This is a genomic window from Bryocella sp., assembly GCF_058498515.1.
Genome location: NZ_JBMHYI010000066.1, coordinates 58,078 through 82,718 on the forward strand (window position 1 = coordinate 58,078; position 24,641 = coordinate 82,718).

The following is a 24,641-nucleotide window of genomic DNA, read 5'->3' on the forward strand; positions in this document are numbered from 1 at the left end:
CTGCTGACCTCGCACCTCTACAGCACCTTGCTCACCTGGCCAGGCCACGGGTGTCTCGGCATGAGCTCAGGCGTTCTCGCGGGAGAGTGCGCCTCGGTGGCGCAATCAGACGTACTGCACCTTGCGCTGCGGAGCCCGCACCACGCGGCCCAGCAGCCAGCTGCGCTCGTTGATGCGATGCAGCACCGCCCGCGCCTTGGGCAGCAGCGCCGGAGGAACGAACGCCACCAGCCCCACGCCCATGTTGAACGTCCGCAGCATGTCATGTTGATCCAGCTCGGTAAGCTCGCGCAGGTGCTGGAAAAGTGGCGGCACCTCCCAGCTGGAAAGATCGACGTGGGCCGCAAGGCTGCGCGGCAACGCGCGCGGAAGGCTGTCAGTAATGCCACCCGACGTAATGTGCGCAAAGCCGTGCGAGCAGTCCGCCTGGATCAGCTTGCGGATCGGCGCCAGGTAGCTGCGGTGCGGTCGCAGCAGCGCGGCGCCGACCTTGTCCTGCAGCGCATTCACGTATTGCTCGATCTGGTAGTGCCCGGTGTCCAGCAACCCATGCCGCGCCCGATCGAAGCCTGTGTTGTGCAATCCATTGGAAGGCAGCGCGAGCATCAAGTCGCCGTCCTGAATATGCTCGGCCTCGAGCAATCGCGCCCGGCTGACCACCCCGGTCAGGAAGCCTGCCAGCTCATACTCGTTCTCGCGCAGCAGTCCCGGCCGCTCCGCAGTATCGCCGCCCAGCAAGGCACAACCGTTGGCCTTGCACGAGTCCACCAACCCGCCGACAACCTGCTCGACGATCTGCGGATCGAGCCGTCCCGCCGCGAAGTAATCCATGAAGTAGAGTGGCGTCGCTCCTTGCACGGCTACATCGTTCACGCAATGATTCACCAGGTCCGCGCCCAGCACGCCATGCAGCCCCATCTGCGCCGCAAACTCCAGCTTCGCTCCAATGCTCGCAGACGACGCGACAAGCACAGGCTCGGGATAGCGCTCGGCATCCAGCGCATACAGCCCGGAGTAGCCTCCCAGCTCGCTCAATACCTGTTTGCTGAAGGTGCGGCGGGCCAGGCCCTTGATGCGGTCGTTGGACTGAAGGTACCGGTCGCCGAGCCAGGTCGCGCGCGCAGCCAGTTCTTCTTCCTCGCTCAAGGGCGGGGTCGGAGGGTTGGACTCCGCGGGAAACCTGCTCAAGACAACCACCTTACGAAGAGGAGGATCAGTGCCTGGCTTCACGGGAAGTGTACCAGCCGCTCATATACTTACGGCATGAGAAAGATCACGGATCGCACACGTTCGGCTCAGCTTGAGGAGAAGGCGCAGCGCTGGCTGCCGGGAGGCGTGGATTCGCCGGTGAGGGCCTTCCGCGCTGTGGGTGGGCATCCGCCGTTTGTGGAGCGCGGCGAGGGAGCCTACCTCGTCGACGCCGACGGCAACCGCTACGTCGACCTCTTTGGCAGCTGGGGACCGATGCTCTTCGGCCATGCCTGGCCTCCGGTGGTCGAAGCCATCCGCGACGCCGCAGGCCGCAGCCCATCCTTCGGCGCCAGCACCGCCGCCGAGGCCGAACTCGCCGAGCTGGTCAACGCTTGCTTTCCCTCGATCGAGTCCATGCGCTTCGTCAGCTCCGGCACCGAGGCCTGCATGTCTGCCATCCGCGTAGCGCGCGGATTCACCGGCCGGCCCTTCGTCATCAAGTTTGAGGGCTGCTACCACGGCCACGCCGATGCTCTACTCGTCAAAGCCGGGTCGGGCGTTGCCACCTTCGGCATTCCCGGCTCCGCCGGTGTGCCGGACGAGACCGCGATGCACACCCTCGCGCTCCCCTACAACGATCTTGGCGCAGTCGAAGCCGCCTTCGCCGCACACCCGGACCTGATCGCCTGCGTCATCGTCGAACCCGTCGTCGGCAATGCCGGGACCATCGCGCCCGCACCGGGTTACCTCGCCGGTCTGCGCGAAATCACCCGCCGCCATGGCGCGCTGCTCATCTTCGATGAGGTGATGACCGGCTTCCGCCTCTCCAAGGGTGGAGCGCAAGGCTACTTCGGCATGGATCAAGGTGAGTCGGCTCCCGACCTGACGACTCTAGGCAAGATCGTTGGTGGTGGACTTCCAGTAGGAGCCTTCGGCGGCCGTCTCGACGTGATGAAGATGCTCGCCCCACTCGGCCCCGTCTACCAGGCGGGCACGCTCAGCGGCAATCCGCTGGCCATGGCCGCAGGCAAGACGATGCTCACCGAAATCCTCGCGAACAAGGACACGATCTACCCGCAGAACGACGCCACGACCAGGAAGATCGCCGAAGGCGTAGCCAAGCTCGCCGCCGAACATGGCATCGCTCTCACTACCAACCGCGTCGGCAGCATGTTCACCTGGTTCTTCACGCCGGAAAATGTCACCGACTTCGCCAGCGCCAGCACCAGCGACACCGCCGCCTTTGGCCGCTTCCATCGCGCCATGCTCGAAGCCGGCGTCTGGCTGCCGCCCAGCCAGTTCGAAGCCGCATTCGTCTCGACGGCGATCGGCGAAGCGGAAGTAGCGCACATCCTCGAAGCCGCAGCCGATGCGCTGAAGGCCGTGTTGAAGTAGGGATTCTTCGTGCGACGTAGAACGTACAACGTTGTACGTTCTACGTTGTACGAGCGCCTGTTTCATGCGGCTCCGGCTCCATCCATAGCTTGCCCGCAATCACCAGCGCCACCAGCATCCCCGTGCAGATCGCGAACACACTCCGCACGCTGGTATGGTTCGCCAGGATGCCCGAGAGCAGCAGCCCCGCGATCTGCGCAGAAAAGATCGCCGACATCGTTGTCGACCCCACGCGGCCCATCAGCTCCTGTGGCGTCTCCTGCTGGATCAGTGTCTGCGAAGGCACAATAATTCCGGCACACGCGAAGCCGATCAGGAAGCACCCGAACACAGTAATCGCGATCGGCATGGCGACGTGCAGCACCACAAAGCTGGCGATTGGCGCGAGCGCCAGCAGCAGCGTTCCCAACGCAATGCCGCCCAGCCCAAGGTACACCTGCGTCGTATTGGCAATCCGCTTGGCAAATGCGTTCAACGCGTTCACACCGACCAGCAGACCGATGCCAATGGAAGCGCTCGTGACGCCGAACGTGTTTGTCGACGCACGCAGCGTGTCGCGCACATAGATCGCGATCAGAGGCCCAAAGCAGCCCATCACGAACATGCCCGCCGCCAGCGCCACGATCACGAACAGCAGCGCAGCGTGGTGAAAGATGAACCCCGAGCCGACCTTCATGTCCTCCAGAATGCTGGCCACACCCTTCTTCGCCGCCGCTGCAGCCTCCGTGGGCGCAGCAGCTGGCCTTTTCGGGATCGTCAACGCCAGCGATGCAATCAGCGAGCCCGACGCGAGGAAGCTCGCCGCATCCACGCCGTAGCAGAGCCTCGGACCGGTGTAGTGCACCAGCGTCGTCGCGATCGGGCCGCCGATGATCCGCATAATGAACATGACCTGCTGCATGAGCGCATTCGCCGACCGCAGCCCATGCATCGGAACGATGGACCGCAGCGCCACGCCCTGCGCCGGCGAAAAGAAGCTTGAGAAGATGCTGATCGTCGCCATCACGACGTAGAAGCCCGTGATGCTGTGCACGAAGAACAGCAGCAGGCAAAGGCACGCGCGGATATAGTCGCTGCCGACCAGCGTGAGCTTCACCGGCCAGCGGTCGACAAAGACACCCGAGATCACGCCCAGCACCGCGATCGGCAGCAGGTAGGCGATGTTGAGTCCGGTCACCTGCTGCGGCGTCGCATGCATGTCGAAGGTCATGATCGTGATGATCGCGAACAGCGCCAGGAAGTCGCCAAACACGCTAACGATCTGCGCATACCAGAGCCGCCGCATCGGCGCAATCTTCAGCACAGCGCCCATCGAGAGCGGCTCAGCCGGTGCGGTCGGCTGTGGAATGGGAATAGCTTCGGTGGCCTCGACGCGCTCGTCGACGGCTGGATTCTGGCTCTGTTCCATGGTCAGAACTCTCTAGATGTTGGGGTGAAGGAATGGTAGCAGCAAAACTTTGGGCGTCTCCCGCGTAGTTACGCTGTGGAGACGCCCCTGGTTTGTTTCGTGGCAGTTAGAGCGTTAGTCGATCAACTCCACCAGCAGAACCTGCTCATCGTTATCGATCTCGCGCAGCTTCACCTCGATGATCTCGCGGCGGCTCGTGGGAACAGTGCGGCCGATGAATCGTGCCTCAATGGGAAGCTCGCGGTGACCGCGATCGATCAGCACCAGCAGTTGCACGCTCTTCGGGCGGCCGTGGTCGAACAGCGCATCCAGCGCCGCGCGGATCGTCCGTCCCGTGTACAGCACATCGTCCATCAGGATGATGTCCTTGCCGTTTACGTCGAAGCCCAGCTCGCCCTTGTTCACTGTCGGTCGCGGACCGTCGGTCGAGAGGTCGTCGCGATAGAAGCTGATGTCCAGCGTACCCGCGGGAACGGGCGTCTTCTCAATCTTCTCGATCAGCGCACCGATGCGCTGCGCCAGCGGCACGCCGCGGCGCTTGATGCCGACGAGCCCGATGTTCGACGCTCCATTGTTGCGCTCCACAATCTCATGGGCCAGACGGACGAGCGTGCGCTCGATCTCGGAGGCGGACATCAGGCGGCCCTTCTCACGGAGGCGGGGCGAACGGGTGTCGGTCGTAGCGGTGGTGGCTTCACTCATAATGGCTGCAATCATAGCAGCGCCCCGGCTGGGGATCGCGTGATCTCACACACTCGCCAGCCGCTTATAGGACCGCGCGGCCGGTGGTGCGGGACCGGGCATAGCCCGCCACCGCGCCCGCCGCGCTGATGGCCGCGAGGAAGACGGCGATTGCCATCACCACACCGCACAGCATGAGCCCGGCGCGAAATTCAGGGATGTTCAGAAAGCTGGTGGACGCGGCCACGTCGGGAACATGCTGCGCCGAAAGCTGGTCCCGGAACTGCTGGAATTGCGCGTTCAGCGCCACGTCCGCGCTGGTCACGCCGTGGGTGCGCAGCCGCACGCCCAGGGAGCTAAGGGCCGCGATGATCGACACGATGGACGCCAGGAACAGCCCGCAGAGCAAGCCGATCCGCGCTCCAAGACCAGCCGTGATTCGAGCCTGACGGTAACGGCTGGCGTACAGAGAAAGCGTAACCGCCGGCACCAGCAGTGACAGCGGCGCCAGGGCAAAGACAAACAACGAGAACCCGGCGCTGACCATCAGCGAAAGTCGCATCATCGGCCGCCACTGGATGGCCGCAGGGTCTTCCGGAGTCACCGCCACCTGCGCCAGGCCGTCAGCGTCGACGGGGGCTTGCTGCTCGGCCGCCTCGCGCAGGTCCTGGCTCAGCAACACCTGCGGCGCACCGCAATGGAAACAGAACACCAGCGACGACTCCTCGAGCTCGAGTCGGGTATGGCAGCGCGGGCAGAGGCGGTCGATCACTCTTCACAGGGTATGCGTGCAGCGGGCTGGCGGCAAACGGGCAGGTCCACCACCCAACGTAACCCCCTACTCGACCTCATCCTTGCTATGGCTCACCGGAAGGTCCAGCGCGACCAGCCCGATCTTGGTCTGGCCGTTCCGGTCCTCCACGCCCACAATGTGCTGATGCTGCTCGCTGCCGGCGCGCAGCTCCAGGTCATGGTCGTCGAGGGCCTTGATGTCGGTGTTGACGTGACCCTTCTTATGCTCCGAGCAGGTAAGGCCCTGCGCGGTGCGGCTCGGCTCGCCCACCGTGGAGTCACCGCGGCACGTGATCACGTCACCATAGCGCGCCAGCTCCTTCTTGTAGAAGGCCAGCACCTTATTCTGCGAATCTGGAGTGATGAAGCTGGCCGCCTTCACCCCGAGGTGGAAGTCCCCGAAGCTCAGGTTGATGTCAGCCGATCCATTGTTCTTGTGGTCGCCGTCGCCATCCTTGTAAGGAGTGGCGCCTGGATACACGCTCAGCCCGATCGCCGAGGTGTCCGACTTCTCGTCCGTGTTCACACTCATCGACCCGAACGGCGTCGAAATATTCACGTTCTTTTTGTCGCCGTGCTCCTGGTCGCTGACCCGGCAGCCGGTAATCAGCGCGAGCGTCAGGGTGGCCGAGACGGCCGCTGCGAGGTTGATCTTCATGCGTCCTCCATGGCGGAGACATGGTTCTCCGCCAGATTCGCTGTGCAGATCAGCATACGACGGGGATTCCCCGATAGTTCCCCAATAGTTTCTCGAGTTTTCCGTTCGTTCCCGAAGATTTTTTGGGACCCGCACCCTCGTTGCCCCATCCTTTAGAGGTGACCCGCGCGGCTCGGAAGAGATTCACGCTCCCGCAAAGAGGACGAGTACACTAAAGCCACGGTTTTGCGAGTGACAGAGAGCGCCGCCCCGTCGGTGGAGCGGCTGCGGCTCGTGACATTTTTTCGTTGAGGACAGGAATGAGCGAACAGCATCAGGATGCAGCGCCGCTGACAGCGGACGTGACGCAATTGGCGATCAACACTCTCCGGCTTCTGGCCGTCGACCAGGTGCAGAAGGCCAATAGTGGCCACCCCGGCGCCCCCCTGGGATGCGCGCCGATTGCCTACCTGCTCTACAACAAGTTCATGAAGTACAACCCGACGGAGCCTCTGTGGTCGGACCGCGATCGCTTCGTCCTGTCCAACGGCCACGCCTCCGCGCTGCTGTACGGCACTCTGCACCTGGCCGGCTACGATCTCCCGATGGAGCAGCTCAAGAGCTTCCGCCAGTGGGGATCGCACACCCCGGGTCACCCCGAGTACGGCGAGACGCCCGGCGTCGAAGTCACCACCGGTCCGCTCGGCCAGGGTTTCGCGATGGCTGTCGGCCTCGCGGCGGCGGAGAAGCACCTCGGTGCCGTCTACAACAACAACGAGTACAAGATCGTCGACCACTACACCTACGTCCTCTGCGGCGATGGTGACCTGATGGAAGGCATCTCGCACGAGTCCGCTTCTCTCGCGGGCACCCTCCAGCTGGGCAAGCTCATCGTGCTGTATGACGACAACCTCATCTCGCTCGACGGCCCCACCGACCTCAGCTACACCGAGGACGTCACCAAGCGCTTCGAGGGCTACGACTGGCACGTACAGTTCGTCTCGGACGGCAACAACCTCGATGAGTTGAACAAGGCCATCGAGGCCGCAAAGATGGAACGCACCCGGCCTTCGCTGATCCGCGTCCGCACCGTCATCGGCTACGGCGCACCGCGCGCCGGCACCAAGGCTGTGCACGGCGAAGCCCTCGGGCCGGAAGGAACGAAGGAGACCAAGAAGTTCTTCGGTTTCGATCCCGAGCAGAGCTTCGTCGTCCCTGAAGAAGCCCTCAAGGTGTGGCGTCAGGCGATTCCCAGGGGCAAGGCTGCTGTAGCCGCATGGCACGAGCGCTTCGATGCCTACAAGAAAGAGTTCCCGGAGCTGGCCGCCCAGTACGAGCGAGTCTTTGCCGCAAAGCTTCCCGAAGGCTGGGAGAAATCGGTTCCGACCTTCCCCACCGCCAAGCCCGTGGCTACGCGAAACGCCGGCCAGGTCGTCCTGAACGCCGTAGGCGCAGTGCTTCCGGAGTTGTTTGGCGGCGCAGCCGACCTGACCAGCTCCACCAAGACCATCTTCAAGGACTCGGGCAACTTCCATGGCGACGCCAAGGGCCGCAACGTCTTCTTCGGCGTCCGTGAGTTCGGCATGATGGCTGCCGTCAACGGTATGGCGGCGCACGGTGGCCTCATCCCGTTCGGCTCCACGTTCTTCACCTTCTCCGACTACTGCCGCTCGGCGCTGCGCATGGGAGCTCTCATGAGCACCCACTCGCTGTACATCTTCACCCACGACTCCGTCGGCCTCGGCGAAGACGGTCCCACGCACCAGCCCATCGAGCACCTGATGAGCCTGCGCGCCATCCCCCAGCTCACCGACTTCCGTCCCGCGGACGCGAACGAGACCGCTGCCTGCTGGCAGCTGGCCCTCGAGCGCAAGAGCGCCAGCTTCATGGCTCTCAGCCGTCAGGACCTGCCCGTGATCGATGCCGAGAAGTACAAGGTCTTCGAGGGAGCCCGCAAGGGAGCGTACATCCTCGAGAACTTCGGCACGGACCTGGTGATCGCCGCCACCGGTTCGGAAGTCTCGCTCGCACTTGCGGCAGCCGATGAGCTGAAGGCCGCGGGCATCAACGCCACCGTCGTCTCCATGCCCAGCTTCAAGATCTTCGAGGAGCAGACCCCCGAGTACAAGAAGTCGATCTTCCCGGCCGGCGTGCCCAAGATTGGCATCGAGGCCGGCGCCACCATGGGTTGGTACAAGTACATCGGTTCGGATGGCGTGGCCATCGGCATCGACCGCTTCGGCGCGTCGGCTCCGGGCCCCATCGCCCTCGAAAAGCTCGGCATCTCGGTCGCCCATGTGGTCGAGGCTGCCAAAGGCCTGGTCAAGAAGTAAGCAAAACGCACGGGGCCGGAGCGAGCAATCGCTCCGGCCTTTTGCTTTTGTGAGTCCACTGGAACAACCGAAGCGGTCGTCGCGTATCTGCAGCAGATCCTCTTTTTCAGGAGTTGCGCATGATCCCCATCCGCCGACCCGCCAGCCGCCAGTCCGAACCAGCGAACCCCCACGCCTCTGTCGCGCTGCTGGTGACCCGCATCGTCGCTGCTATGGTGCTGGCAGTCCTGAGCTTCGGCGCGGCAACGATCCGTGCTCACGCCCAGACCCCATCCAACGACTCTGGCCAATGGCAGGGCACCACCGAAGGCCCATCCCCATTGCGCATCGTACTGCTGCTCAACGGCGCCGGTGGCAAGCAGGGGGTCGTGTATCTCCTCGATGGCGAGAACGCCGAGTGGCCCCACGCGACCAGCTCTCTGGAGACCACCAAGGACCACCTCGCGTTCTCCGTCGCAAATATCCAGGTCGGCTTCTCCGGCAGCTTCAGCCCCGATGGCGCCCTCACCGGCATCTGGACCACCCACGGCAATAGCGTTCCTCTCAAGCTCGTTCACGTCACTGGCGACGCCGCCTGGGAGCTTCCTCACGTCGACGCTGCGATGCCTCTCACCGCTGACCCTACCTTCGAGGTGGCCACCATCAAGGTTGCCGATCCTGACGGCCACAGCAGCGGCTTTCAGCTCGACGGCAATCGCTACCGGTCCCTCAACGAGTCTGTGCGGGACATCATCTGCTTCGCCTACGACATCCACCGCTCCCAGGTCCTCGAAGCGCCCGCGTGGGTCAGCTCCGAGAAGTGGACCATCGACTCGATCGCCGACATCCCCGGCCAACCCAGCCTCCCCCAGCTCCGCGCCATGTATCGCAAGCTCCTCGCCGAACGCTTCGGCCTGCAGATGGAAGCCACCACGCGTGAGATCCCCGTCTACGCCATCATCACCACCAAGGACGCGCCGCGCCTCACCAGGAGCGCCGCAAAGACCAATCTTCCCGATGCCTCGGGAAATGGGAACAACGGCGTCCAGAGCTACCGCTACAGCAACATCACCATGGACGAGTTTGCCAGCGAGCTGAGCTTCTCCGAGGACCGGCCCGTCGTGAACCATACCGGTCTCGAAGGCCGCTACGACTTCCGCCTGCGCTGGACCAGGGACGACGCTCCTCCAGCCATGGAGGCCGACGCTCCGCCCGTATTGTTCACCGCCATCCAGGAGCAGCTCGGCCTCAAGGTCGATGCCACCCGCTCCAGCGCCCCGGTCTACCTCGTCCACAAGGTCGATCACCCCTCCGCCAACTGATCGCCCTGCCCACTATCCGCCCTCGCGCTTGGCTCCGCACCGCGAGCAACGGTAATCTCGAAGGCGAGGGAAGCGATGACTCAGGACGAAGCGAAGGCACTGGTAGGCAAGCGGGCCGCGGAGCTGGTCGAAAGCGGCATGCGGGTGGGGCTCGGCACAGGCTCCACGTCGGTCGCCTTCATCAAGGCGCTCGGCGCGCGCGTGCAGGCCGAGGACCTCAAGATCCGCTGCGTCGCTTCCTCGGACTCCAGCACCGCGCTGGGCCGCGAGCTCGGCATGGACGTCGTCACGCTCGAAGAGCTCCCCGAGCTCGATCTCTACATCGATGGCGCCGACGAAGTCGCCATCAGCCCCATCGGCGAGTTCTACCTCATCAAGGGCGGCGGCGCGGCCCTGCTGCGCGAGAAGATCGTCGCCAGCGCCGCGCACAAGTTCGTCTGCGTCGTCGACCAGTCCAAGATGGTCCCCAAGCTCGGCAAGTTCCCCCTGCCGGTCGAGATCATCAAGATGGCCAGGCCCCTCGTAGAGCGCCGCCTCGCCGACCTCGGCCTCCATCCCGTCCTCCGCATCAAGAAGGATGACTCAGGCCCCGTCCTCACCGACGAGCAGAACTATATCCTCGACTGCCAGGCCGGCGTCATCGAAGATCCCGAAGAGACCGCTGCCGAGATCCGCTCCATCGTCGGCGTCGTCGAACACGGCCTCTTCCTCGGCATGGCCTCCAAGGTCCTCATCGCCGGAGACAACGGCGTCGAGGAACTCGAAAGCTAGCCGCCATTCCTCCAGAATTCCTGCTTTGCCGTCATGGTCGCTGAGCTGCACTCGATAGCAGTGCGAACGCCACCAGCGTAGGCCGATCCTCCGGATCGATCTCCTCGATCAGCTCCTGCTCCAGCCCCCGCCAGCTCTGGTCCATCTCGCAGCGTTCCACCTCGTCCTCCGGCGCATCGACGAAGCAAAGCTCGCACACCGTCAGTGCACCCTCGTCGTCTCGCACCGGCGGCCCGAACGTCCTGCACTGCACCGGCCGATAGGCATACAGGTCGCAGGTTCCTGCCACAGGGTCCAGCGCCGGACAGACCTCATCATTTCCGAAGTCCTCAAACAGCTCTTCATGCTCTCGCTCAGTGAAGAGCTCACCCGTGGCAGCATCTCCTGGGAAACCCATCGCAATGAGCCGCTCCCGGCTGGCTTCAGCCCTTGCCAGGATCCGCACGCGAACGTCATCGGCAGACAGTGCAAGCCCGTCGCGCAACGCCGCCGCATCCAGCGGCGAGATCGGGAAGACCCCGACGCAGCATTGATGACAGCCCGGCCGGCAGGCCAGCCACGCGCCCGAGCGTTCAACAGCCGACTCCAGAGCAGAGTCGATCATCGGAAAGAGCGGATTGGGCGCGATCGCAGTCACAGCAGAAATGGTGGACCTTCCTGCGCCAGCCTACTGCAAAACACGCCGGCGAACGCTTGTCTTCGCAGAACCTTGCATCGCGGCCCGGGGTACGGACGTCTTTAACGGCATGGCATTTGAGGAGAACACTCCGAACGCAGCCCCGGCGGGCGATCCCGCCTCGCAGAGCGGCAAACACTGGTTCATCACCGGCGCATCCACCGGCTTCGGCCGCCTGCTGACGGAGTACCTCGCAGGCCTCGGCGCAAAGATCATCGCGACAGCGCGCAAGCCGGAGACCCTCGCCGATCTCGCCGCGAAGTACCCCGACAACATCTTCCCCGAGACCCTGGATGTCTCGAAGCCGGACCAGATCGCGACGGCCGTCAGCAACGCGCTCGCAAAGCTCGGCCACATCGATGTGCTGGTAAACAACGCCGGCTACGGCGTCAACGGCGCAATCGAAGAAGTCTCCGACGCCGAGTTCGGCCCCATGTTCGAGACCAACGTCTTCGGGCTCATCCACGTGACCAAGGCGCTGCTGCCGCAGTTCCGCGCGCGTCGCTCGGGCAGCATCGTGAATCTCTCGTCCATTGGCGGCCTCATCGGCAGCGCAGGCTGGGGCTATTACAACGCGACCAAGTTTGCCGTCGAAGGCCTCAGCCAGGCGCTCCAGGGCGAGATGGTGCCCCTCGGCGTCCACGTCACCGTGGTCGAGCCCGGCCCCTTCCGCACCGACTTCCTCGGCCGCTCCGGACAGGAAGCCGCCGTCGAGATCGATGACTACCGCGACACCGCAGGCAAGGCCCGCGAGTACCTCCGCACTCAGTCCGGCAGGCAGCCGGGCGACCCGCAGAAGGCGGTAGAGGCCATCGTCGCCGCCGTCAGCGCCACAGAGCCGCCCAAGCATCTCGTTCTTGGCAAGATCGCCATCCAGCGCTGGAAGAACCAGCTCCAGGCCCTGAGCACCGAGCTGGCCGCATGGGAAGCCTTTGGCGCTGCCACCGACTTTGAGTAGCCCGCGCCGCACCCGCAGGATTGCTCGAAGCACCGGGGAAGGGAATTGTGTTAAGACAGCGTTTTCATGGCCTCTGCCGATGACCGGACGGCCCCGTTTGACTGCGATTGCGGTTACTCTTTAAGTGGCGTTCTTCGCGCCATGAGGACAAGCGAAAATGGAACTTGGTCTAATCGGACTCGGCAAGATGGGCGGCAATATGGCGGAGCGTCTCCGTCGCGCCGGCCATAAGGTCGTGGGCTTTGATTTTTCAGCCGATGCAGTGAAGCGGCTCAACGACGCGGGCTCCGTGGGTGTATCGACGCTGGAGGACCTGGTCAAGAACCTTCAGGCTCCTCGCGCGATCTGGGTGATGGTTCCGGCCGGCGATCCGGTCGATGAAACGATCGCGAAGCTGAAGCCCATGTGCTCCCAGGGCGACATCTTCATCGACGGCGGCAACTCCAACTACAAAGACACGCAGCGCCGCCACGACGAGCTGAAACCGCAGGGATTCGAGTTCCTGGACTGCGGCACCTCCGGCGGCATCTGGGGCATCACCGAGGGCTACTCGATGATGGTCGGCGGCGACGAGGATGTCGTCGAGCGTCTGCGCCCCATCTTCGAAACTCTCGCTCCCGCACCCGACAAGGGCTGGGGACGCGTCGGTCCTTCGGGCTCCGGCCACTTCGTCAAGATGATTCACAACGGCATCGAGTACGGCATGATGCAGTCCTATGCCGAGGGCTTCTCGATCATGAAGGCCAAGAAGGTGCTCGGCCTCGACCTCACGCAGATCTCCGAGATCTGGCGCTACGGTTCGGTCGTCCGCTCCTGGCTGCTCGACCTCACAGCCGATGCGCTCAAGAAGAATCCGGAGCTCGATGGCCTCGAGGCCTATGTCCCGGACTCGGGCGAAGGCCGATGGACGGTCTACGAGGCGATTGATCTGAACGTCTCCGCACCGGTGATTACGGAATCGCTGATCCGCCGCCTGCGTTCGCGTGAAGAGAACAACTTCACCGACCGCATGCTCGCTGTCATGCGCAATGAGTTCGGCGGTCACGCCGTCAAGAAGGCTTAGCAACAGATTTGAGATACGAGATGCGAGATGCGAGTGCAGTGTGACCAACGAGGTGCGAACGGGGCTAAGGCTCCTATCGCATCTCGTTTTTCGCATCTCGGCTCTTTCCTCTCAGGAGTTTCAAGGAGAACGAAATGGCAACTACCCAGGTAAATGTGAGCCCCGCGGCGCTCGAGCGCAGCCAGCATCTCGATCGCCGGCCCGACCCGTGCGTGGTGGTAATCTTCGGCGCTTCGGGCGACCTCACCAAGCGCAAGCTCCTGCCCGCGCTCTATCACCTCGATCAGTCCGGATTCCTGCCTGCGGATTTCGCTGTGCTGGGTGTCGCCCGCCGCGACCTCACCGGGACCTTCGCCGACGACATGAAGGACGGCATCATCAAGGGCGGCGGCGTCGAGACCAACGACCCCAAGCTCGCTCCCTTCATGGAGCGCGTGCAGTACTTCGCGATGAACTTCGACGATGAGGGCGGCTATGCCGGCCTCAAGAAGAAGCTCGAAGAGATGGACGCCCAGTTCAACACCAAGGGCAATCGCCTCTTCTATCTCTCGGTCGCGCCTGAGTACTTCTCCGACATCATCGGCTTCCTCGGCAAGCAGGGCATGAACAAGCCCGTAGCGGGCGAGAAGCACTGGGTTCGCACCGTCATCGAGAAGCCCTTCGGCCATGACCTCGAGTCCGCCCGCGCACTCAGCGATGAAGTCAACAAGGTCTTCGACGAAAGCCAGATCTTCCGCATCGATCACTACCTCGGCAAGGAGACGGTGCAGAACATCCTCGTCTTCCGCTTCGCCAACGGCATCTTCGAACCCGTCTGGAACCGCAACTACATCGACCACGTCGAGATCACCGCTGCCGAGTCCATCGGCATCGAAGGCCGCGGCCCGTTCTACGAGCAGGCCGGCGCGCTGCGTGACGTCGTGCAGAACCACGTGATGGAGGTCCTCAGCTTCATCGCGATGGAAGCTCCCTCCAGCTTCGACGCCGCCGCCGTCCGCACCGAAAAGGTCAAGGTCTGGCGCGCCATCAAGCCCATCCATCCCGCCGACACTGTCCGCGGCCAGTACGGCCCCGGCCTCGTCGATGGCAAGGCCGTCGTCGGCTATCGCCAGGAAGACCGCGTCCATCCCCGCTCCCAGACCGAGACCTACGCTGCTCTTCGCGTGGAGATCGACAACTGGCGCTGGGCGGGCGTGCCCATCTACATCCGCGCCGGCAAGCGCATGGCCAAGCGCGTCACCGAGATCACCATCCAGTTCAAGCAGCCGCCGCTCATGCTCTTCAAGGACACCCAGGGCAAGGGTGGAGAAGGCATCAAGCCGAACGTCATCTCCATGCGCATCCAGCCGGACGAAGGCATTGCGTTGCGCTTCGCAGCCAAGGTCCCTGGCCCGAACATGAGCATGAGCTCGGTGAACATGAACTTCAGCTACGCGGATGCCTTCGGCGCCAGCTCGGCCAACGGCTATGAGCGTCTGCTGCTCGACGCCATGCTCGGCGACGGTACGCTCTTCGCTCACCGCGATGGTGTCGAAGCTACCTGGGCTCTTATGACTCCCATCCTCCAGGCCTGGGCCAAGGATCCCGTCAAGGACTTCCCCAACTATGCTGCCGGCACCTGGGGCCCCGTCATGGCAGATGCCATGCTCAAGGCCGATGGTCGCAAGTGGCGCAAGCTGTAACGGCGAAGCCGTTAGCTCTTAGCCTCTAGCTTTTAGCTAACGGCTTTGTGCATCGGATATGAAAGTGGCCGCTCATCGCGAGGCGTTGTGATGGGCGGCACTTCTGTCTATACCGACAAGACTAAAAGCTAGGAGCTAGAAGCTAATAGCTAAGAGCTGTACTCCAGGAGCTGTCCTTTGCCTCGTCCCGTCCAAGTCACCTACGAAGTCTGGCCCGATGCTGAATCCATGGCCCTTGCCGCCGCAAAGCGTTTCGCGCAAAAGGTCGAGCAGGCCGTCGCCGCCCGCGGCATCGCGCGGCTAGCCATCTCCGGCGGCTCTACCCCGCAGGCCATGTTCAAGCTGCTCGCCGACCCCTCGCAGCCCTTCGTCAACACCGTCCCCTGGGACAAGCTCCAGCTCTTCTGGGTCGACGAACGCTGTGTCCCACCCGATCATCCCGACTCCAACTACGGTGTCTGTCGCGACCTGCTGCTGAGCAAAGTCTCCATCCCCGAGGCCAACGTCTTCCGCATGGAAGGCGAGCTCAATCCCGAGGAAGCCGCCTCGCGCTACGAGGCCACGATCCGCAACGCCCTCAAGCTCGAAGGCGCAGAGTCCCCGCACTTCGACATGATCGAGCTCGGCATGGGCCCCGACGGCCACACGGCCTCGCTCTTCCCGCACACCGACGCCATCAACGAGCTCGGCCGCATCTGCGTCGCCAACTTCGTACCCGAGAAAGACACCTGGCGCATCACGCTCACCTCGCCCGTCATCAACCAGGGTGCTGAGGTCGTCTTCGAAATCGCCGGCGATGAGAAGACCGACGTCCTCGCCAAGGTTCTTACCGGTCCGCGCGATGTCGAACGCCTGCCCTCGCAACTCATCCGCCCATCCAACGGCAAACTGCTCTTCCTGCTCGACGAAGAAGCCGCAGCCAAGCTACCTGCAGCAACGGTGCTCAACGACGGCGAACCCAAAGTCGGCACGCTCGAAATCTGATCTGGGACTTCGACCGAGGGGAACGGACGGCAGGTCATGGCTTCAGCCGTGACAAAACCGGCTCAGACCGATGCGGCTTTAGCCGCTGGGGTAGCGAAGCGACTCCATATTGCACCGCAGGGTAAAGTGAAGAGCGCGGTGACGCCGGTTCGTGAAGTGCATCGCATCGACCTCCGCGATCTTCACTATTCACTATTCACTGTCTCTCGAGGCTCCATGATTCTTGCAGGCGATGTAGGCGGCACCAAGGTCCACCTGGCGTTGTACAACTTTGCGGACGGCAGGCTCGTTCCCGTGCGCGACCACAAGTTTCCCGCCGGCGAATTCGGCTGCCTCGACGATGTGGTCAAGGCCTTCTTCGCGCAGCAGGACGGCAAGGAGCATGACCAGGTCGTCGCGGCCTGCTTCGGCGTGCCCGGTCCCGTCCGCGATGGCCGCCTCAAGCTCACCAACCTCCCGTGGGAGCTCGATCAGCGCCTCCTCGCAAAATCCCTTGGCATCGAGCACATCTTCCTCATCAACGATCTCGAAGCCAACGGCTTCGGCATCCCCGAACTCGCACCCGAGGCACTCTTCACTCTCTACGCCGGCGACCCCGCAGGCGTCGGCCATCGCGCCGTAGTCTCTGCCGGCACCGGCCTCGGCGAAGCCCTGCTCATCTGGGACGCAAAGTCGCGCCGCCATCATCCGCTGCCCACCGAAGGCGGCCATGCCGATTATGCCCCGCGCAACGACCGCGAGATCGCCCTGCTGCGCTACCTTCAGCGCACCCTCAACGGCCGCGTCAGCTACGAGCGCGTCGTCTCCGGCATCGGCATCAAGAACATCTACGCCTTCCTCCGCGACGACCAGAAGATGGACGAGCCCGCCTGGCTCCGCGAGCGCATGGAGAAGGAAGATCCCAACGCCGTCATCGGCCAGTGCGGCGAGGATGGCTCCAGCGAAATCTGTCGCGAGACGCTGCGCATGTTCGTCGCAAGTTACGGTGCCGAGGCAGGCAACGTCGCACTCAAGCTCCTCGCCATGGGAGGCATCTACCTCGGCGGAGGCATCGCCCCCAAGATCATGAAGACCATGCAGGAAGGCGAGTTCACCGCCGCGTACCTCGACAAGGGCCGGCTCTCTCCGCTGCTCCATGCCATCCCGGTGCGCATCATCCTCGACGACACCTGTGCCCTTTTGGGAGCGGCCGCATACGCCGAGGCGAGAGCCGCCGAACTCAGCGGACACTCCGAACGAGCAGCTTCGACGGCAAGTTAGAGAGCGCACGCCAGCCAAGCTGACTGACAGGGGCCTTCGGGCCCCTGTTCCTTTTGCGCTGCTGGCATTCGTGAATGTGACCGTAAGCCTCAGCAGGTCCCACAGCGTATCCCGGTCTGACAAGCGGCGTGCCCGAATATCGGTTCTCCAGCCTGCGGTCTGACAGTTAGCGCTAATCCCTAAAGGCTGTCAGTGCGGATCGTGAATATTTGTACACAGAACCTAAGTCTAAATAAATCTGTAAGTTACGAGACAGCCCCGAGTCCCGCTCTGAACCTTCTGTATGACTGGCTGGCAGTTTAGCTTGACAGCTGTCGCGCATTGGGTAGAGGCTTTCGAGTCGCAGAACCAGGTGCCCGCAACGAGAACGGCAATCACGCCGTCCAGGCGGTTCACGCATGTCTGCGACTTTTTCTGAGGAGCCCAATGACCTTCCGATCTCTCTACAAAAAACCTGCCGTGACCCTGCGCCATACGGTTGCGCTGTTCTTCGCGCTGCTGCTCATCCTGGGCGGCCCCGCGCTGGCGCAACTCGCCGGCAAAGGCGCGATCTCCGGTACTGTACTCGACCCCACCGGCGCTTCCGTCCCGGGAGCCACGATCACCGTCACCAACGTCGCCAACGGCGTCTCTACCACTGCGACCAGCACATCGGCCGGCGACTTCTCGGTCTCTCTCGATCCCGGCGAATACACTGTGACCGTCGTAGCCCAGGGATTTGAGCGCCTGACCCAGAAGAACGTCACCGTAAACGCCCTCGAGACCCAGTCTCTGAGCCCCAAGCTCACCGTCGGCGGAACGGACGTCTCCGTCACCGTCGACACCATCCCTCCACAGCTGGAGACAACCAACGCTACCCTTGGCGCAACGATGGAGAACGAGATGTACTCCGCGCTGCCCATCGAGATGGGAGCCTACGGCCAGGCCGACCAGCGCCGCGCGACCGACTTCGCGTTCCTCATGCCCGGCGTGCAGGGCAACAACACCAGCGGCAACCCGACCACCAACACTGGTATCGTCAATGGTTCCGGCTCCAAGGGTGCAGTCTCGGATGTGTACGTCGACGGCGTAGCGTTTGTGCGCGCCGGCGGCAACGGCGATCCCCGCTACGTGTGGACCGCCATCTCGGTCGACGCAGTCGATCAGTTCCAGCTCCAGACCTCCGGCTACTCTGCCGTGTATGAAGGCCAGGGCATTCAGAACTACGTCATCAAGCAGGGCGGCCGAGACTTCCACGGTTCCATCTACGAGTTCTTCCGCAACACCGCGCTCGATAGCTGGGGCTTCTTCGGCGCCATTCCCAACCCGGCCACCGGTGCGGTCAAGAAGCCGATCGAAAACTCCAATGAGTTCGGCATCAACCTCAGTGGTCCTCTGGTCCCCTTCGGTCACTGGCGCGACAAGGTTTTCTTCTTCGGCAATTACAACGGCTTCCGTTACGCCAGTTCAACCCCCACGGCAATCACGTTCCCGACCGCGGCGCAGCAAGCTGGGAACTTCCAGACCGTGCTCAATTCCAACAGCGGATCGGAATTGCAATCTGTCGCAACCTGCAGTGGTCTGCCAGTAACGAGTACCGCCGGACAGATCGCTAAGAACTGCACGCCTGCCATCGGCATCTACGATCCGAATACCCAGACACAGTGCACTGCAAACAATGGTGGTAGCCCCTGCCGCTATCGCTACGGCTATGTTTATGGCGGAGCTCCCGGACTGTTTGGCAATCCTGTCCTCGGACCAGGCGGCACTGCCGGCGTCGACGTAATTCCCTCGAGCGAGTTCTCTGCCGTCGCCCTGAAGATGCAGAGCTTCATGCCGGGCGGGATAGGAACTCAATTACAGAATAACTACATCGCGCCGAACAAGACGGGCCTCGTCAATTGGTCCACGACAGACCGCATCGACTGGGTCGCAACCAAGAGGGATCACATCACCTTTACTGGCGCCATCGGCCGCCAGGCCTCGTCCAACCCAGTCGGCCAAACGACCACCGGGCGCAACGTCGGTCCGGTTCCGTACAACTACGGCCAGGCCTATGCCCCGAAGACCGCCGTCGGCATCGTCGAGCTGGAGCACACCTTCACGCCCAACCTCGTCAACCAGTTGAAGTATGGCTACGCGCGCTACAACGGCCCGACCTTCGATTCCGATCAAGCTCCGGCCTACGCTGCTACCGCGATGGGTATCAGCGAGGCGTCTCCCGGCCTCCCGCCAGGAGCCGCGGCGCAGGCCTTCCCCATCACCACGTTCGCCGGTACCAATCCTGCCACGCAGTGGGCCGGAACGTCACCCGGTGTCACCATCGCTCAGAACTACACCTTGGTTGACACCGCGCAGTGGGTGAAAGGACGTCATAACTTCACCTTCGGCGCGCAGATCGCGTGGCTGCTTTACAACGTGAATAACGCTACTGGCGGTTCCACCGACCTCACGCTGGCCACAGCCCAAACCGAGACCGGCGGCCTGAACAATTCCTACACCGTTCAGACGGGCTCCGGGCAGTCTTACGCCAGCTTCCTCATCGGTCAGATCGACAAGGCTAGCTTCACTCAGTATCTGCAGCAGGTCTTCGGCGCTCGCTTCCGTCCCATCTCTCCGTATGTGCAGGACAACTGGAAGGTCAGCAGCAAACTAACCCTCGACCTCGGTGTGCGTTGGGATTACTTCCCCTCGCTGCGCGAGGTTCACGACGCGGGCAGCTTCTTCTCACCTACGACAACCAACCCGATCACCAACCTGCCCGGAGCTCTGGTCTTCACCGGCTACGGCCCGAACACCTGCAATTGCGATACGCCGGTCCAGAAGTGGTACAAGAACTTCGGCCCGCGTCTCGGTGCGGCGTATCAGCTGGATCAGAACACCGTCCTGCGCGCCAGCTATGGCGTGATGTTCACTCACGGTGGTGCAGTCGGTGGTTCGGCCAGCAGCCTCGGCACCCTTGGATTCTCTGGCGGTCTCTCGGCCTCAGCCAATGGCTCGGACCTCAGCACGGCGCCGTTGACTGCAGCCTCGGGCTATATCCTTCCCACTTACGTGTCGCCCACAGGAACTGCTTCGGGCAACGCCTACGGCACCGGTTATACGACCACCGCGGGTTATACAAGCACGCCGCAGAGCATGGGCTACACCGACCCGTACCTCGGCGCGCGTGCTCCGGAGTACATCAACTACACCTTTGGCATGCAGCACCAGTGGACGCAGGCCATCGCCACCACGATGACCTATGTCGGTTCGCAGGGCCACTTCCTGCCGACCGACGGCGGTAACCCACGCGGCTACTATGCGGACCAGCTCGATCCGAAGTATCTCTACCTGGGCCAGCACCTGTCCGACACCGGTACTGCCCTCACCGCCGACTGCACGACCTATTCGCTGCCCTGCCCAGCCGGCTTCAATACCGGTCAGTCGCTGGCGACCGCCCTCAAGCCGTTCCCGTTCCAGGGCGTTAGCGATACCTTCGGCTACGTCGGCAACTCGAACTACAACGCTTTGCAACTACAGGCCAACATGCGTCCGCAGCATGGCCTATCGTTCATGGCCAACTACACCTGGTCGCACACCATCGACGACGGCGGCACCTTTCGCACCGGCTATACCATTCCCGCGGGAACCATCGCCAATGAGCCGAACGTGTCGTGGGCTCCGGACCGCATCGAGCGCACCGTCTCCACCACCAACCAGAAGCATCACGTGGTGCTGACCGGTGTGTACGAGCTGCCCTTCGGCAAGAGGATTCTGGCCGATCATGCATGGGAACGGAATGTCCTCGGCGGCTTCAAGCTGTCAGAGATCTTCCAGGCCTTCACGGGTTCGCCGCTGCTGGTTACCCAGTCAAGCTGCAATACCAACCCCGCGCAGTCCACCTGCGAGCCGATGTACAATCCCGCTTACACCGGCGGCAACCCGCGCCTGAATGGCAAGTACGGCTCGGGGGTTACGAGGACGAACTACACAACCGTAAAGTTCATCGACAGCACAGCCTTCGCAACGCCGCCGAGCTACACCTTCGGCAACACGCCACGCGCGGCTCCCTATAACCTGTACGGCCCTGGAGACATTGACCTCGATCTCTCCCTGGTCCGCACCTTCCCGCTGCACTTCGAACACTCCTCGCTGGACTTCCGCGCCGAGTGGTACAACGTGACGAATCACACCTTCTGGGCGTTGGCGAGCACGGCGTACGGCAACTCGTCGTTTGGCACATTGACCACGAACACCGCGAATCCGCAGCGTAAGGCTGCGCAGTTCTCCGCCCGCATCAACTTCTAACGTCAACCCAACCCGATGAAAAAGGCCACTCCCACGGAGTGGCCTTTCCTCTTGCGCAGATGGAACAAGGGCTACATGATGCGATATCGCTCGCGCATCAACCGCTGAAAGCGTGGCCGCCATATCAAATCGTAGGCCAACTCCTTGCCCGGGAACATGGCCAGTGCAGCCGCACGCGCATCGGCAATCATCTGCGACGCTTCGTCGATGCTGAGATCGTGCGACTGCGCGATGGTCTGCAGCGTCAGCGTCATCATGAACTGGAGCCGGCGCAGCAACCGCGCCTCTTCCTGTTCTTCGGGCGTAAGAGGCGCACGGCGTGGAGTCGCGCTCTCCGTGGATGAATTTGTTTGCGGGGCCTGTGGGGTGGAATCAATCATCGCAGCTCCTTGGTGCGGGACACGCGCGCCGACAGAATGCGCGGGCGTGGAGGCAGCCATGCTTCGCGGCGGCCTACGGATAAGATGCTCCATTGCGTGCGACGATGCTGCCGTCGCTCCCCAGCAGAAAGGTCTCCGCTCCGCCCCGGTCCGTGCGGAAGGTCCGTACGTGGCCCGCTTCCAACCGCTGCAGGATCTCCTCGCGCGGGTGACCGTACGTGTTGCTCCGCCCCACGCTGATGACCGCATCCCGCGGCTGCACCGCGTCGAGAAACGCCTGCCCGGTCGACGTAAGGCTGCCATGATGGCCCGCCTTCAGCAGCGTCGAAGTCTCCACGCGCCCATTGGCAATCATCGCCTGTTCGCTCTGCGCCTCGGCATCGCCTTCCAGCAGCACGCTCGCCTGCCCAAAGCCCACGCGCAGCACGAGCGAATCATTGTTCACAGGTGTGCCCGCATTGGCATACGTCGCTTCGGGTGCGAGCACCTCAAGCGCCAGGCCGTCCCAATCGAAGCGCTGCGGCGCAGCGAGATGCCGGATGACCATGTGCTGTGCCCGCGCTTGATCAAGCAGCGCCCGCAGCGCAGCCGAATCGCCCGGCTCGATGGAGAGCCACAACTCGCGCGGATGGAAATCCCGCAGGATCGCTGCCATGCCTCCGATGTGGTCCGAATGCGCATGCGAGATAGCTACAACATCGAGATGCCGAATCTGCCGTGACCAGAGGTATGGCGCAACCACGCTCTCGCCAACATCCCAACGATCGGTAGGCCGCTGGTTCGACCGCACAAGCGCCGCGAATCCGCTCGGGCCACCGGCATCCAGCAGCAGCGTATGGCCTGTAGGAGAGACCATCAGCAGGCTGTCTCCCTGTCCCACGTCGATGGCCGTCAGCTCCAGCAACCCGGGGTGCACCAGCGCCCGCGCCGGCCACAGTGTGAGCACGGGAAGAAGCAGCACCGCAACCAGCCCACCCGCGTTCATCGCTGCGCGTGAGCGACGCAGAGCCCAGCATCCGAAGGCCAGCAGCAATCCCGCACATGCCACCGCCAGCGGATCAGGCGCAGGAATGCGCACATCCGCAAGCGGACTGTGGTTGAGGTGTGCGAGCGGGAGTTCGATCAAGTGCAGCAGCCCCGCGGCAAAAGCGGCTGGAAGCAGCGCAACCCAGGGACTGACGATTAGGCAAACGAAGAACACCAACGCCACTGCCAGCAAACCTCCAACCAGCGGCACGACGAAGACATTCGCAGGCAGCGCAAGCAGCGTAGCTCGATGGAAGTAGATCGCCATCGGCAACATCATCACGGCCTCGGTGATCATGCCGAAGAGCACCAGCTCCATCATCCGCAACGTTCCTCGCAGCAGCCACACGGGAAGAGTTCGCAGCCGCGGATGAAGCAGGTCCGCAACCAGGCCGCAGACCATGCGCAACCGCACGCGACGCTGAGACTCACACGGCGGAAGAAAAGCATCCAGTCTAGTTTCATCGAGCCGCCCGATCGAGCGCGCGAACCGGAAGAACAGCCGCTGATCCAGCGGGGCTGCCACGCCTGCGATCGCCAGCAGCACCAGAAACGTCATCTGGAAGCCGCTCTCGAAGAGGGCACGCGGGCTCAGCGCAAGCACGACAACCGCAGCGAAGCCAAGCGCATTCAAGGGCGACGCACGACGCCACAGGCCACGGGCCAGCAGCACGCACGCAGTCATCCAGAGCGCCCGTTGAGCCGGCACACCAAACCCTGTGAGCAAGGTGTAAGCGAACGTCAAGGAGAGCGTGATAGGCAATGCCAAGAACAGTGGGACGCGCATGCGTCGCATCACCCAGTAAAGTCCCGCCGCCAGCAACGCCACATGCATACCTGAGACGACGAAGAGATGGAACGTGCCCGTCCGCTCGAAGCCCACGCGCAGCGCCTGCGTCAGCTCCGACCGGTCGCCAAACAGCATCGCGTTGAGCAGCGCCGCATCCTCCGTGCTGAGCCGAACAGCGCGTGGAAGAAGGCGGTCGGTCCTCGTACCAGGAAAGCTCGCGATTCGCGACGACGCCCACGCCTGCGCTGCATACAGCCGGCAGCGCATCCCTGGCGCGCTCTCCGGAAGACGCATCGCACTCTCAGCCGTGCCCGACGCGAGATACCCAATGCCCTCAGCGAGCAACGCATCCGCATAGGAGAACGCACCGGGATCACGGTACACGTCAGGCTGTCGCAACCTCAGCGGCAACTCGAGCGTATCGCCGCAGTGCACAGCAAGCGGAGGCCCAGTGATCGTGACGCGAATGCCTCCATGTGCAGGCCTCATCGTTGAAGCATTCGGCGTTACATCCTCCGCTGCCAGTACATCGAGATCGAGCGACTGCACGGGAGCCTGCGTGTCGTTCTCCCAGGCCTCGTCATCGATCATCCACGGGCCTTCATCGGCATGGCCCCCATCTGCAGCGCCGGTTGCATGCAACTCCCGGATCCGCAGCACGCGCACACGAAACGTGCGGCTCAAGCCATCCGCATACGGCGCGAGCGCCATCTGCGGCCCGGCTGGTGGCTCAAGCTGTGCGCACCAGCATCCAATAGCGATCCAGAAGACCAGCGTCGGCAGCAAAGCCAACCGCATGGACACGCGAAGAGACAGCAGCGCGAGTAGCAGCAGCGCCATTGTGGTCGCCAGCAGCGCCGCGGGCGTATGCCACTGCCGCGCCATCGCATCACCCGCAGCGAATGCGATCGCGGCGGTAAGCATAGGCACGCGGCGAAACGTCAGCGGCTCAACAGGAGACGGCGGGACAATCCAGGGGCGGGCAGCACCATTGCTCTGCATGGGGAGCGCTACCAAACAACAATCAGGATGTGTGTTGCGTGA

18 protein-coding genes are annotated in these 24,641 nt (G+C 63.2%); 10 read left to right on the forward strand and 8 right to left on the reverse strand.

The features are described 5' to 3' along the window. Positions 1-105 precede the first annotated feature (105 nt). Positions 106-1,188, reverse strand: a complete 1,083-nt coding sequence (gene purM, locus AC5E6W_RS19335; RefSeq protein WP_491753974.1) for a phosphoribosylformylglycinamidine cyclo-ligase — start codon at positions 1,186-1,188, stop codon at positions 106-108. Positions 1,189-1,263: 75 nt separating this feature from the next. On the opposite strand from purM, the gene hemL reads away from it, so the two are divergent. Then, entirely contained in the window at positions 1,264-2,586 is a 1,323-nt protein-coding gene (hemL, locus tag AC5E6W_RS19340) for a glutamate-1-semialdehyde 2,1-aminomutase (protein WP_491753975.1), read from the forward strand. A gap of 40 nt (positions 2,587-2,626) precedes the next feature. Here hemL and AC5E6W_RS19345 read toward each other — a convergent pair whose 3' ends face one another. The 4 genes from AC5E6W_RS19345 to AC5E6W_RS19360 form a co-directional block, all read right to left on the reverse strand. After that, a complete protein-coding gene (locus AC5E6W_RS19345; RefSeq protein ID WP_491753976.1) occupies positions 2,627-3,994 on the reverse strand; it encodes an MFS transporter in 1,368 nt (455 codons plus the stop codon). Positions 3,995-4,108: 114 nt separating this feature from the next. Beyond that, positions 4,109-4,696 carry a bifunctional pyr operon transcriptional regulator/uracil phosphoribosyltransferase PyrR gene (gene pyrR / locus AC5E6W_RS19350; RefSeq protein WP_491753977.1) on the reverse strand — a complete coding sequence of 196 codons (588 nt, stop codon included), beginning with the start codon at positions 4,694-4,696 and terminating at the stop codon, positions 4,109-4,111. Between the two features lie 64 nt (positions 4,697-4,760). Then, positions 4,761-5,447 carry a hypothetical protein gene (locus AC5E6W_RS19355; RefSeq protein ID WP_491753978.1) on the reverse strand — a complete coding sequence of 229 codons (687 nt, stop codon included), beginning with the start codon at positions 5,445-5,447 and terminating at the stop codon, positions 4,761-4,763. A 66-nt stretch (positions 5,448-5,513) separates the two neighbouring features. Beyond that, positions 5,514-6,125, reverse strand: coding sequence for a hypothetical protein (locus AC5E6W_RS19360; RefSeq protein WP_491753979.1), 612 nt, complete (start codon positions 6,123-6,125; stop codon positions 5,514-5,516). 299 nt (positions 6,126-6,424) lie between these two features. Here AC5E6W_RS19360 and tkt point away from each other — a divergent pair, with 299 nt between their 5' ends. The 3 genes from tkt to rpiA all read left to right on the forward strand — a co-directional run bounded on the left by tkt (position 6,425) and on the right by rpiA (position 10,509). Beyond that, a complete protein-coding gene (gene tkt / locus AC5E6W_RS19365) occupies positions 6,425-8,437 on the forward strand; it encodes a transketolase (RefSeq protein WP_491753980.1) in 2,013 nt (670 codons plus the stop codon). A gap of 119 nt (positions 8,438-8,556) precedes the next feature. Further along, positions 8,557-9,738 (forward strand): TIGR03435 family protein, encoded by a 1,182-nt coding sequence (locus AC5E6W_RS19370; RefSeq protein WP_491753981.1) that lies wholly within the window; start codon positions 8,557-8,559, stop codon positions 9,736-9,738. Between the two features lie 75 nt (positions 9,739-9,813). Beyond that, complete coding sequence (gene rpiA / locus AC5E6W_RS19375; RefSeq protein WP_491753982.1) at positions 9,814-10,509, forward strand: ribose-5-phosphate isomerase RpiA; 696 nt, start codon at positions 9,814-9,816, stop codon at positions 10,507-10,509. Between the two features lie 31 nt (positions 10,510-10,540). Here the strand turns inward: rpiA and AC5E6W_RS19380 are convergent, their stop codons facing one another. Further along, complete coding sequence (locus AC5E6W_RS19380; protein ID WP_491753983.1) at positions 10,541-11,146, reverse strand: YkgJ family cysteine cluster protein; 606 nt, start codon at positions 11,144-11,146, stop codon at positions 10,541-10,543. 109 nt (positions 11,147-11,255) lie between these two features. On the opposite strand from AC5E6W_RS19380, the gene AC5E6W_RS19385 reads away from it, so the two are divergent. The 6 genes from AC5E6W_RS19385 (at position 11,256) to AC5E6W_RS19410 (ending at position 21,401) form a co-directional block, all read left to right on the forward strand. Next, positions 11,256-12,143 carry an oxidoreductase gene (locus AC5E6W_RS19385; protein WP_491753984.1) on the forward strand — a complete coding sequence of 296 codons (888 nt, stop codon included), beginning with the start codon at positions 11,256-11,258 and terminating at the stop codon, positions 12,141-12,143. A gap of 157 nt (positions 12,144-12,300) precedes the next feature. After that, positions 12,301-13,206, forward strand: coding sequence for a phosphogluconate dehydrogenase (NAD(+)-dependent, decarboxylating) (gene gnd / locus AC5E6W_RS19390; protein ID WP_491753985.1), 906 nt, complete (start codon positions 12,301-12,303; stop codon positions 13,204-13,206). Between the two features lie 134 nt (positions 13,207-13,340). After that, entirely contained in the window at positions 13,341-14,888 is a 1,548-nt protein-coding gene (zwf, locus tag AC5E6W_RS19395; RefSeq protein ID WP_491753986.1) for a glucose-6-phosphate dehydrogenase, read from the forward strand. Between the two features lie 177 nt (positions 14,889-15,065). Next, a complete protein-coding gene (pgl, locus tag AC5E6W_RS19400) occupies positions 15,066-15,872 on the forward strand; it encodes a 6-phosphogluconolactonase (RefSeq protein ID WP_491753987.1) in 807 nt (268 codons plus the stop codon). A 216-nt stretch (positions 15,873-16,088) separates the two neighbouring features. Continuing rightward, positions 16,089-17,132: a glucokinase gene (gene glk, locus AC5E6W_RS19405; RefSeq protein ID WP_491754089.1), complete on the forward strand. Its 1,044-nt coding sequence runs from the start codon at positions 16,089-16,091 to the stop codon at positions 17,130-17,132. A 426-nt stretch (positions 17,133-17,558) separates the two neighbouring features. Further along, the gene (locus AC5E6W_RS19410; RefSeq protein ID WP_491753988.1) at positions 17,559-21,401 is read left to right on the forward strand and encodes a carboxypeptidase-like regulatory domain-containing protein; all 3,843 of its coding nucleotides are present in this window, start codon (positions 17,559-17,561) and stop codon (positions 21,399-21,401) included. A 71-nt stretch (positions 21,402-21,472) separates the two neighbouring features. Here AC5E6W_RS19410 and AC5E6W_RS19415 read toward each other — a convergent pair whose 3' ends face one another. Together AC5E6W_RS19415 and AC5E6W_RS19420 are read right to left on the reverse strand one after the other, a co-directional pair. Beyond that, positions 21,473-21,781, reverse strand: coding sequence for a hypothetical protein (locus AC5E6W_RS19415; RefSeq protein WP_491753989.1), 309 nt, complete (start codon positions 21,779-21,781; stop codon positions 21,473-21,475). Between the two features lie 73 nt (positions 21,782-21,854). Next, positions 21,855-24,599 (reverse strand): ComEC/Rec2 family competence protein, encoded by a 2,745-nt coding sequence (locus tag AC5E6W_RS19420; protein WP_491753990.1) that lies wholly within the window; start codon positions 24,597-24,599, stop codon positions 21,855-21,857. Positions 24,600-24,641 lie beyond the last annotated feature (42 nt).